7 protein-coding genes are annotated in these 11,076 nt (G+C 74.0%); 5 read left to right on the top strand and 2 right to left on the bottom strand.

Annotation, left to right across the window (positions count from 1 at the left end; genetic code table 11):
• Positions 1 to 317 precede the first annotated feature (317 nt).
• From AC51EU_RS20990 to AC51EU_RS20980, 3 genes are all read left to right on the top strand, one after another.
• Complete coding sequence (locus tag AC51EU_RS20990; RefSeq protein ID WP_496268557.1) at positions 318 to 902, top strand: small secreted protein; 585 nt, start codon at positions 318 to 320, stop codon at positions 900 to 902.
• Positions 903 to 967: 65 nt separating this feature from the next.
• Positions 968 to 2,506: a DUF7059 domain-containing protein gene (locus AC51EU_RS20985; protein ID WP_496268555.1), complete on the top strand. Its 1,539-nt coding sequence runs from the start codon at positions 968 to 970 to the stop codon at positions 2,504 to 2,506.
• 210 nt (positions 2,507 to 2,716) lie between these two features.
• Entirely contained in the window at positions 2,717 to 3,121 is a 405-nt protein-coding gene (locus AC51EU_RS20980) for a hypothetical protein (RefSeq protein ID WP_496268554.1), read from the top strand.
• A gap of 91 nt (positions 3,122 to 3,212) precedes the next feature.
• On the opposite strand, the gene AC51EU_RS20975 is transcribed toward AC51EU_RS20980, so the two are convergent.
• Together AC51EU_RS20975 and AC51EU_RS20970 are read right to left on the bottom strand one after the other, a co-directional pair.
• Complete coding sequence (locus tag AC51EU_RS20975; RefSeq protein WP_496268553.1) at positions 3,213 to 3,671, bottom strand: DUF2752 domain-containing protein; 459 nt, start codon at positions 3,669 to 3,671, stop codon at positions 3,213 to 3,215.
• Positions 3,668 to 4,219, bottom strand: a complete 552-nt coding sequence (locus AC51EU_RS20970) for a hypothetical protein (protein WP_496268552.1) — start codon at positions 4,217 to 4,219, stop codon at positions 3,668 to 3,670. Before AC51EU_RS20970 ends, AC51EU_RS20975 begins: the two co-directional genes overlap by 4 nt.
• Before the next feature lie 366 nt (positions 4,220 to 4,585).
• Between AC51EU_RS20970 and topA the strand changes: the two genes are divergently transcribed.
• Complete coding sequence (topA, locus tag AC51EU_RS20965) at positions 4,586 to 7,411, top strand: type I DNA topoisomerase (protein ID WP_496268551.1); 2,826 nt, start codon at positions 4,586 to 4,588, stop codon at positions 7,409 to 7,411.
• Between the two features lie 117 nt (positions 7,412 to 7,528).
• Positions 7,529 to 10,813, top strand: coding sequence for a dTMP kinase (gene tmk, locus AC51EU_RS20960; protein WP_496268550.1), 3,285 nt, complete (start codon positions 7,529 to 7,531; stop codon positions 10,811 to 10,813).
• Positions 10,814 to 11,076 lie beyond the last annotated feature (263 nt).

The following is an 11,076-nucleotide window of genomic DNA, read 5'->3' as shown; positions in this document are numbered from 1 at the left end:
GTCGGCGCGGTCTACGTCTCCAAGCGGCGCGGTATCGCGATGGGTGACGAAGACAACTCCGGGAAGAAGGCCGCGGCCGCCGAGACCGTCGCGGCGTCCTGACCGCGCCGGCCGGAAAAGGGCCGGACAACGGCCCGGACGGCGGGTGGACGGCGCGTATCCGGAGCGCCGTCCACCCGCCGTCGTCCGTGCCGCGACGGCCCCGCGGCACCTGGTGCAAACGGAGCAAACAGGGAGGCGGCGGACGCCCGGCTCGCGGCCCGGGGGCCACGGACGTGTATGTTCCGGGGCCGAGAGTCATGGAAGGGACCGATCCGGTGAACAAGAAGCTTGTGGCCGCGCTGTCCGGCGGTGCGGCACTGATGCTCGCGCTGACCGGGTGCAGCGACGACAGCAGCAAGAAGCTCGACGACTGGGCCAAGAGGTTCTGCGACCCCGCGCAGGCACAGTTCAAGAAGATCCAGGACGCCAACGCCGCGATGCAGACGGCCGACAGCGGCAACACGGACTCCAAGAAGGTCCAGCAGACCGACGCGGCGGCCTTCCAGAAGATCTCCGACGCCTACGCCGCGCTGGCCGGCTCGCTCGACAAGGCGGGCGCGCCCCCCGGCGAGGGCGGCGAGGAGGCCCAGAAGAACGCGGTCAAGGAACTCAAGGCGCTCTCCAAGGGCTACGCGGAGCTGAAGAAGAACGTCGACGACCTGAACACCGGCGACAAGCTGAAGTTCGCCGACGGCCTGCGCACGCTCTCCAACGGCATCAACACGCTCAACAAGCAGAGCGAGGCGGCCTTCAAGAAGCTGGAGTCCGGCGACGTCGGCCAGGCCATGGCCCGCCAGAAGGGCTGCCAGAACCAGAGCGCGTCCCAGGCGCCCTCGGCCGCCCCGACCAAGAAGGCGTAGCGCGCCGCGGTGGCGGTCCGGCGGGGCCGTCGCCGACCGCGTGCGCGGGGCCCGAGAATGGGGGTGTGAGTACGCACCTCCCCACCGCCAACGACCAGGACCCCGTCGGCCGCGCCCGCACCGCCCGGCTGCGCGACGCACTGCGCGCCGCGTCCTTCACCGCCGACGGCCTGCTGGAACTGCTCGGCGCTCCCGCCTACGCGGCGCTCGCCCGCAGCGAGACCGTGCCCGCGCTGCGCGCCACCCGTGGCGACGGCCCGCTGGAGACGCTGACGCGCCTCTTCCTGCTCCAGCGCCCGGTGCCACTCGCACGGGCGCGCGCCGTGCTGCCGGTGGACGACTGCCTCACCGACGGCTGGCTGACCGCGGACGGCGACGAGGTCCGCGCCACCGTCGACATCCGCCCGTACGGCGGCCCCGAGGGCCAGGACTGGTGGATCGTCTCCGACCCCGGCTGTGCCGTCGGCGGCGCGGGCGGCATCCGCGGGCCCGAGGGGGTGGACCGCTCGGAGCTGGTGCTCGGCGTCGGCGGCGCCTCCACCACCCTCGCCGGGATCACCGTCCGCACACCCGTCACCAGCGCCCTGGACCTCGGTACCGGCTCCGGCATCCAGGCGCTGCACGCCTCCCAGCACGCCACCCGGGTCACGGCCACCGACGTCAACCCGCGGGCGCTGCGGATCGCCGCGCTGACGCTGGCGCTCTCCGGGGCCCGCCCGGCCGAGCTGCGCCAGGGCTCGCTGTTCGAGCCGGTGGGCGAGGCGTCGTACGACCTGATCGTCTCCAACCCGCCGTTCGTGATCTCGCCCGGCGCCCGGCTCACCTACCGGGACGGCGGGATGGCCGGCGACGACCTGTGCCGGACGCTGGTGCGGCGGGCCGCGGACCACCTCAACGACGGCGGCTACTGCCAGCTGCTGGCCAACTGGCAGCACGTCGCGGGCGAGGACTGGCAGGAGCGGCTGCGGTCGTGGGTGCCGCGCGGCTGCGACGCGTGGATCGTGCAGCGCGAGGTGCAGGACATCACGCAGTACGCCGAGCTGTGGCTGCGCGACGGCGGTGACCACCGCGCCGCGCCCGAGGAGTACGCCGCGCGCTACGACGCCTGGCTCGACGAGTTCGAGGCGCGCCGCACCACGGCGGTCGGCTTCGGCTGGATCACCCTGCGCAAGTCCGGCTCCGACGACCCGTCCGTGACGGTCGAGGACTGGCCGCACCCGGTGGAACAGCCGCTCGGCCGGTATGTCGCGGACCACTTCGCGCGGCAGGACCAGCTGCGCGCCGCCGACGACGCGGCGCTGCTCGCCGGGTACTTCCGGCTGGCGGACGAGGTGGTGCAGGAGCAGGTCGGGCTGCCGGGCGCGGAGGACCCGGAGCATGTGGTGCTGCGTCAGCACCGCGGTATGCGGCGGGCGACCAAGGTGGACACGGTCGGCGCGGGCTTCGCCGGGGTGTGCGACGGCACCCTCCCGGCCGGGCGCATCCTGGACGCGATCGCCCAACTCGTCGGCGAGGACCCGGTGCTGCTGCGCGACCGCACCCCGGAGTCGATCCGGATGCTCGTCGCACAGGGCTTCCTGGAGCCGGTGCGCGCCGGGAACTGAGACGGAGGGGCGGGTGCGCCGGACGAGACGGTTCCGGCGCGCCCTCCCCGTAGGCGGTGACGGGCGGACGGTGAAATCCGGCCAGATCGTCACCGGGCGGTTCTCAACGGGCCTTCGGAGGCAACCCGGACGGCCGGTGCCCCGTGTTCCTGGGTGAGGGGCCACCGCGCCCCTCGGGTCAGCAATCAGGCGCCCAGTGAGGAATCCGATATGAACCGTGCAGTCCGCTTCACCACCGTCGGTGTGTTGGCAGTCTCCCTCCTCGCCGGCGGTACGGCCGCCGCCTTCGCCGCCCCGGACCAGCTCCACAAGCCGTCCCCGGTGGCGGCCACGGCCCCGGCCCCGGCCTCGCTGACCGCCAAGGCCAGCACCTCCGCCGTCACGGCATGGGAGGAGTTCCGCATCACCGGCACCGCCCAGGGCATCAAGGCGGGCACCAAGGTCACCGTCCAGCAGAAGCAGGGCACCAAGTGGGTCTCGCTGCCCGCCCAGGTGCCGGTCAACACCAAGGGCGGCTACTCGGTGCGGGTGAAGCTCGGCATCAAGGGCGCCAACCAGCTCCGTACGGCCGTGAACACCACGGTCTCGCCGGTGATCACCGTCACCGTCCGCTGAGAACGCCGCCGCCCGCGTCGCCCTGACGGCGCGGACGGCGCGACGGCCGCCGGTGGTGCCGCGCTCCTGACGCGGTGCCACCGGCGCTCCGCTATGCCACGACGTTGCGGACGACCGTCCACACCAGGGCCGCGCCGAGCACCACCGCGCCGCCGCGCGCCGACAGCCGGGCACTGGCCCGTCGGCCGCGCAGCCCGGCGAGCAGCCAGCGCCCGGAGAGGAACGCGGCGGCGGGCAGGCCCAGCGCGAGCAGCGCGGCGTTGTCGTGGAAGGCCGCCGCCACATCGCCGTGCATCAGGTCGTACGTCATCCGCGTGCCGCCGCACAGCGGGCACAGCAGGCCGGTCGCCCAGCGGAAGGGGCAGCCGGGCAGGAGATGGCCCGGTTCGTGCGGGTTGGTGTTCCAGAGGTAGACGGCGGGCGGCAGTGCCGCGCCGAGGGCGAGGGCGGTGCGGCGCAGGGTCTGCCGCCGGACCGCTCCGGCGGACGGCGGGCCGGGCACGGGCCCGGGGGACGGGACCGTGCCGCGTGCGGGGTCCACGGTGGTCACACGCTCAGCGACCGGGCGTAGTTGACCTGGTTCATCAGGTACATGACCTGCTCGGGGGACTGCACCGGCACCATCGTCGCGTGGTGCATCCCGCTCCCGGAGACCGAGATCTGGACGAAACCGGTCGTCGTGCGCTCCTTCATCAACAGGAAGAGCAGACCGAGCAGACAGAAGAGGAAGAAGACGATCGCCAGCACCACCGCGTGCGTGGGGATCTTCTCCTCGGTACGGGACATGTCCGTCGCCGTCCACACCGCGCCCTTCAGCGGGATCTGGCCGGACGGCGTGACGATCATGTCGCCGGACACCATGATGTCGCCCATCGACAGCGCGACCCCCGCGCCCCCCGGCGCCGGCTGGGCCGCGAAGGCGGGCTGCGGCGGCACGGGACCCGGGTACCCGTAGGCGGGCTGCGGCCCGGCCTGCGGATAGCCGTACCCGGGGGCGGCCGGCGGGGGTGTCCCCGGCTGCGGCGGCGTGCCGGGCGGTGCGGCGTACGGGTTCCGGCCGGGCTCCTCCTGCGGTGGTCCGGGGTGCTGGTGCGCCATGAGAGTCCCCCCGAGGGTGCGTGACGACGGTGACGGGCGGCGCCCGCACGGCGCCGTACCACGCACCATCCTGCCAGCAGCCCTACCGGCCCGTACCGGCAAGACCGGCTTTCCGCGGCCGGACGGCCGCCCCGGGAGGGGCCCGGGTGATCGTCCCCGGTGGGCGGAGGACGCGGGGAGGTGGTCCGGGCGGCAGGAAGGCATGTAGTCGGGTTACCGTTCGAGTGGCGTTGCGGGGTTTTCCCGTTTGACAGGGGGGCGGGAGGTACCGTCACACTCCGCAGCGTCAAGCGACACCGCAGTGTCCGCCTCCAGCGCCCGAGCCCTGGGGGTATCCCCAGGCGTCGACCGGAGAGAAGAGCGAAGTTGTCCCCGACCAGCGAGACCGCACAAGGCGGCGGCCGCCGACTCGTCATCGTCGAGTCGCCTGCCAAGGCGAAGACGATCAAGGGCTACCTCGGCCCCGGCTATGTGGTCGAGGCCAGTGTCGGGCACATCCGCGACCTCCCGAACGGCGCGGCGGAGGTCCCGGCGAAGTACAAGGGCGAGCCCTGGGCCCGCCTGGGCGTGAACGTCGACGCCGAGTTCCAGCCGATCTACGTCGTCAACAGCGACAAGAAGGACCAGGTCAAGAAGCTCAAGCAGCTGCTCGCCGAGTCCGACGAACTCTTCCTCGCCACCGATGAGGACCGCGAGGGCGAGGCCATCGCCTGGCACCTCCAGGAGATCCTCAAGCCGAAGGTCCCCGTCCACCGGATGGTCTTCCACGAGATCACCAAGGACGCCATCCGCGAGGCCGTCGCCCACCCCCGCGACCTCAACAAGAAGCTGGTCGACGCCCAGGAGACCCGCCGCATCCTCGACCGCCTCTACGGCTACGAGGTCTCGCCGGTCCTGTGGAAGAAGGTCATGCCGCGGCTGTCCGCGGGCCGGGTGCAGTCGGTCGCGACCCGCCTCGTCGTCGAGCGGGAGCGCGAGCGCATCGCCTTCCGCTCCGCCGAGTACTGGGACCTCACCGGCACGTTCTCCACCGGCCGCGCCGGGGACGCCAGTGATCCCGCACAGCTCACCGCCAAGCTGGCCTCCGTCGACGGCCGCCGCGTCGCCCAGGGCCGCGACTTCGGCCCCGACGGCCGGCTGAAGAACTCCGAGGTGCTCCACCTCGACGAGGCGAACGCCCGCGCGCTGGCCGCCGCCCTCGGCGACACCGCCTTCGCGGTCCGCTCCGTCGAGTCCAAGCCCTACCGCCGCTCCCCGTACGCCCCGTTCCGCACCACCACCCTCCAGCAGGAGGCCAGCCGCAAGCTCGGCTTCGGTGCCAAGGCGACGATGCAGGTGGCCCAGAAGCTGTACGAGAACGGCTTCATCACCTATATGCGTACGGACTCCATCACGCTCTCGGACACCGCGGTCGCCGCGGCCCGCGCCCAGGTCACCCAGCTCTACGGCGCCGGCTACCTGCCCGAGAAGCCCCGCACCTACGCGGGCAAGGTCAAGAACGCCCAGGAGGCGCACGAGGCGATCCGCCCCTCCGGCGACCGCTTCCGCACCCCGGCCGAGACCGGACTCACCGGCGACCAGTTCAAGCTCTACGAGCTGATCTGGAAGCGGACCGTCGCCTCCCAGATGAAGGACGCGACCGGCAACTCCGTCACCGTCCGCATCGGCGGCCGGGCCGCCGACGGGCGCGAGGCCGAGTTCAGCGCCTCCGGCAAGACCATCACCTTCCACGGCTTCCTCAAGGCGTACGTCGAGGGCGCCGACGACCCCAACGCCGAGCTGGACGACCGCGAGCGGCGGCTGCCGCAGGTCGCCGAGGGCGACGCGCTGAGCGCGCGGGAGATCACCGCGGACGGCCACGCCACCAAGCCCCCGGCCCGCTACACCGAGGCCACGCTGGTCAAGGAACTGGAGGAGCGGGAGATCGGCCGCCCCTCGACCTACGCCTCGATCATCGGCACGATCCTCGACCGCGGCTATGTCTTCAAGAAGGGCACCGCGCTCGTCCCCTCGTTCCTCTCCTTCGCCGTGGTCAACCTCCTGGAGAAGCACTTCGGCCGACTCGTCGACTACGACTTCACGGCCAAGATGGAGAACGACCTCGACCGCATCGCCCGCGGTGAGGCGCAGTCCGTGCCGTGGCTGCGGCGCTTCTACTTCGGCGAGGGCGAGGCCGAGGGCGCCGCGTCCGACGCCGGCAACGGCGACGGCGACCACCTCGGCGGCCTCAAGGACCTCGTCACCGACCTCGGTGCCATCGACGCCCGGGAGATCTCCTCCTTCCCCGTCGGCAACGGCATCACCCTGCGTGTCGGCCGCTACGGCCCGTACGTCGAGCGCGGCGAGAAGGACGCCGAGGACCACCAGCGCGCCGACGTGCCCGCCGACCTCGCGCCCGACGAGCTGACCGTCGAACTGGCCGAGGAACTGCTCGCCAAGCCCAGCGGCGACTTCGAGCTGGGCCGCGACCCGGAGACCGGCCACCAGATCGTCGCCAAGGACGGCCGCTACGGCCCGTACGTCACCGAGATCCTGCCCGAGGGCACCCCGAAGACCGGCAAGAACGCGGTCAAGCCGCGCACCGCCTCCCTCTTCAAGTCGATGTCCCTCGACACGGTCACGCTGGACGACGCGCTCAAGCTGATGTCGCTGCCCCGGGTCGTCGGCACCGACGCCGAGGGCGTCGAGATCACCGCGCAGAACGGCCGCTACGGCCCGTACCTCAAGAAGGGCACCGACTCGCGCTCCCTGGAGAGCGAGGACCAGATCTTCGGCATCACGCTGGAGCAGGCCCTGGCGATCTACGCACAGCCCAAGCAGCGCGGCCGGGCCGCCGCCAAGCCGCCGCTGAAGGAGCTGGGCACCGACCCGGTCAGCGGGAAGCCCGTGGTGGTCAAGGACGGCCGCTTCGGCCCGTACGTCACCGACGGCGAGACCAACGCGACGCTGCGGCGGGACGACGACGTCGAGACGATCACCCCCGAGCGCGGCTACGAGCTGCTGGCCGAAAAGCGCGCCAAGGGCCCGGCGAAGAAGACCGCCAAGAAGGCGGCGAAGAAGGCGCCGGCGAAGAAGACGGCCGCGAAGAAGACCGCGGCCAAGAAGACCACGGTGGCGAAGAAGACCACCGCCGCGAAGAAGACGGCCGCCAAGAAGACCGCGGCGGCCAAGGCGGCACCGGCCGAGGACTGACCGGGCGGCGAGCGGGGGCGCCCGAGCCCCCGCTCGCGCCCCACGCCACGCATCATCACTCGTCCGCGCGTTCGGGCGAGACTCCGCCTCGGGCCCTCGTCCCGATAGGCTGGCAGGATGACGCGTGCCGAGCAGCCAACGGTCGTGACCCCCACATCAGGCGCCCTAGCCGCGGACTCCCGCGACCGCGCCGTACGAGCCCTGCTCCGCTTCCCCCCACTGAAGCGGCTGTGGAGCGCACAGTTCGTCGGGGGCATCGGCGATGCCCTGTCCCTGTTCGTCCTGGTGGTGCTCTGCCTCCAGGCGGCGCTGTACGCCCCGGCCGGCGGCGAGGCCGCCTTCGGCGGCGGCTATCGCGGTGCCGCGCTCGCGGTCACGGTGGTCTTCGCCGTCCGCATGCTCGCGGCGCTCCTCTTCGGCGCCGTCCTGCTGGGCCCGCTCTCCGCGCTCACCGCGTCCTCCGGGCCGCTCGACCGGCGCTGGACGATGATCGGCGCGGACGCCGTACGGCTCGCGCTGATGGTCGTCGCGCCGCTGTGGCTCGACTGGACCGGCGGCAACGCGCTCGCCTGGCTGCTGGTCACCGTCTTCGTCACCGGCGTCGCCGAACGGGTCCGCACCGTCACGTACGAGGGCGCCGCCCCGGGCCTGCTGCCCGCACCGCCCCCGGAGGGCGCCGCCGTGCGCCCGCTGCCCGACAACCTGGAGGCGCTGCACCGCCTCTCGCTGCGCACCGCCTTCGTCTCCCTGCCCCTCGCGGCCGCCACCCTGGTCGTCGCCGGACTCGCCGGCAAGCTGCTGGCCGCCGGTGTCACCTGGTTCGACACCCACCAGGCCGCGCTCGGCGCCTATGTCGCCGCCGGACTGTTCGGCGCGTCCCTGACGACCCTCGCCCTCAGCCGGCTGCCCGACGCCAGGACGCCCCGGCCGCACTCCCCGCTGGAGGGCCTGCGCCGGCCCAGGACCGGCGCCGTCGCCGAGCGGGGACGCACGGGCGCGGTGCCGCTGCTGGTCCTCGCCTGCGCCGCGGTCGCCGCCGCGATCGGGGCCGCCGCCTCCCTCGCCGTCCTCCAGGCCCTCGACCTGGCCGGCGGCCCCGTCACCTACGCCCTGGTGGTCCTCGCGCTGACCGCCGGCCCCGTCGCCGGCATCCGCGGCGCCCGCCGCATCCTGCCGGGCCTGTCCCGCCGCCGGCTGCTGGCCCTCTCCGTCGCCGCCACCGGGCTGGCGCTGCTGGTCATGGGCCTGGTCACGGACACCACGACGGTGCTGCTGCTGGCGCTGGCCGCCGGGACCGCCGCCGGGGTCGCCGCCAACACCGGACACGTCCTGCTGGAGCAGGAGACCGAGGAGTCCCGCATCGCCCGGACGACCGGGCATCTGCACGCCGTCGTCCGCGTCACCGTCGCCCTCGCCGTCGTCGTCGCGCCGCTGCTCGCCGCCCTCATCGGCCCGCACCGCGTCGGCAACGGCACCTTCTCCTTCGACCACGGCGGCGCCGCCTTCACCCTGATGCTCACCGGCGCGCTGCTACTGCCCGTCGCCGCCTGGGTGCTCGGCAAGGTCGACGACCGGCACGGCGTACCGCTGCGCCGCGATCTGCGCGAGGCGCTGCGCGGCGGCGACCCCGTCGAGGCACCCGCCCCCACCGGCTTCTTCATCGCCCTGGAGGGCGGCGACGGCGCGGGGAAGTCCACCCAGGTCGAGGCGCTCGCCGAGTGGATCCGCGGCAAGGGCCACGAGGTCGTCGTCACCCGCGAGCCGGGCGCCACCGCCATCGGCAAGCGGCTGCGCTCGATCATCCTGGACGTCTCCACCACCGGCATCTCGGACCGCGCCGAGGCCCTGATGTTCGCCGCCGACCGCGCCGAGCACGTCAACAGCGTCATCCGCCCCGCCCTCGAACGCGGCGCCGTCGTCATCACCGACCGCTACATCGACTCCTCCGTCGCCTACCAGGGCGCCGGACGCAACCTCGCCCCCACCGAGATCGCCCGGATCTCCCGCTGGGCCACCGGCGGCCTCGTCCCGCACCTGACCGTCCTGCTGGACGTCTCCCCGCAGACGGCCCGCGAACGGTTCACCGAGGCACCGGACCGGATGGAGTCCGAGCCCGCCGAGTTCCACGACCGCGTACGCGCCGGATTCCTCGCGCTCGCCGCCGCCGACCCCGCCCGCTACCTGGTCATCGACGCGGGCCAGGAGCCCGAGGCCGTCACCACCGTCGTACGGCACCGCCTCGACGAGGTCCTGCCGCTCTCGGAGTCCGAGATCAAGGCCCGCGAGGAGGCCCGCAAGGCCGCCGAGGCGGAGGCACGGCGCAAGGCCGAGGAAGAGGCCGCGCGCAAGGCCGAGGAGGAGCGCCAGGAGCGCGAGCGGCAGGCCCAGCTCGCCAAGCTGCGCGCCGAGGAGGCCGAACGCAAGCGCCGCGAGGCCGAGCGGGAGGCCGAGGAGGCCAAGGCCCGCGAGGCCGCCCGCCAGGCGGAGGAGGCACGCCGCCGCGCCGAGGAGGCCCGCGAGGCGGCGGAGGCCGAACGCAAGCGCCGCGAGGCGGAGGAGAAGACCCGCGCCGAGGAGCAGGAGCGGCTGCGCAAGCGCGCCGCCGAGGAGGCCCGGCTGCGCCAGGAGGCCGCGGAGCGCCGCCGCGAGAAGCAGCGCAAGGCCGAGGAGGCGCTGCTGCGCGCCGAGCAGGCCCGCGTGGCGGCGGCCGAAGCGGGGGGCGCCGCCGAGGCCAGGAAGGCGGAGGAGGCCAGGGCGGCGGCCGAGGCCCCGACGACCGAGACCCCGGTCACGGACCTGCGCAAGCGGGTGGCGGACGAGGAGCCCGGGGGCGGGGACACCGGCCCCCGGCCCGGTACCGGCACCGGCTCCGACGGTGAGCGGACCGCCTCCCTCCCGCGCCCGGGGACGCCCGACGGCCCCCAGGCCCGGTACACGCCGGGCGCGGCGGCGGAGGAGACCGCCGTCCTGCCGCGCGTCCCCGGTACGGACGCCGAGGAGACGGCCGTCCTGCCGTCCTTCGCCCCCGCCGGCCCCGACGCCGCGCACCGCGCCCCGTACGCGTCGGCCGGCGACCCCGCCGACCGGGTCCCGTCGTGGATGTTCCGCGACGGCGCCGCCTCCGGGAGCACCGGCGCGGCCTCCGGCGACCGGCGCGGCTTCACCGCGTCCCCCCGGACGCCCGCCGAGTCGGGCATCGAGCGCACCCGCGAACTCCCGCAGATCGACCCCGGGGCGGCCACCCCCGCCGAGCAGCCGCGCCGCACCCGCCGCCGCCCGGAGTGGGCCGAGGAGACCCCCCTGGACGACCTGCCCACCCTCGCCGACGAACTCCTCGGCCCCCGCCACGCGGACGACGACCAGGAACGCGAGGACCACGGCGGCGGAGGGCGCGGGCGGTAGGGGCCGGCGATCGGTAGGGGGGCGGGACGGTGCGTCGTCCCGCCCTTGATCGTCGGCGCCGGTTGTCGGTGGGGTGCACCACAATGGGGTGAGCGCGGGCAGTCGTGCGGACGCCGGGCGCGGGCGGGACGGCCCGCCCCGGACGAAGCGCCGTGCGGCACGGCAAGGCGTACGGCCCCGCGCGGTACGGCGTACGGAACGGACAGGAGCGGCGGGCAGCGATGGCGGTATGGGACGACGTGGTCGGCCAGGACCGGGTGACC

It is taken from the genome of Candidatus Streptomyces philanthi, assembly GCF_059553635.1.
Note: the sequence above shows the minus strand (reverse complement) of the source record. Positions and strands in the feature narration are given on the sequence as shown.

Bases quoted from the DNA above. Each gene is read 5' to 3' on its own strand.
- AC51EU_RS20980 (WP_496268554.1), top strand. From the start codon at position 2,717: ATGAACCGTGCAGTCCGCTTCACCACCGTCGGTGTGTTGGCAGTCTCC.
- AC51EU_RS20970 (WP_496268552.1), bottom strand. From the start codon at position 4,219: ATGGCGCACCAGCACCCCGGACCACCGCAGGAGGAGCCCGGCCGGAAC.
- tmk (WP_496268550.1), top strand. From the start codon at position 7,529: ATGACGCGTGCCGAGCAGCCAACGGTCGTGACCCCCACATCAGGCGCC.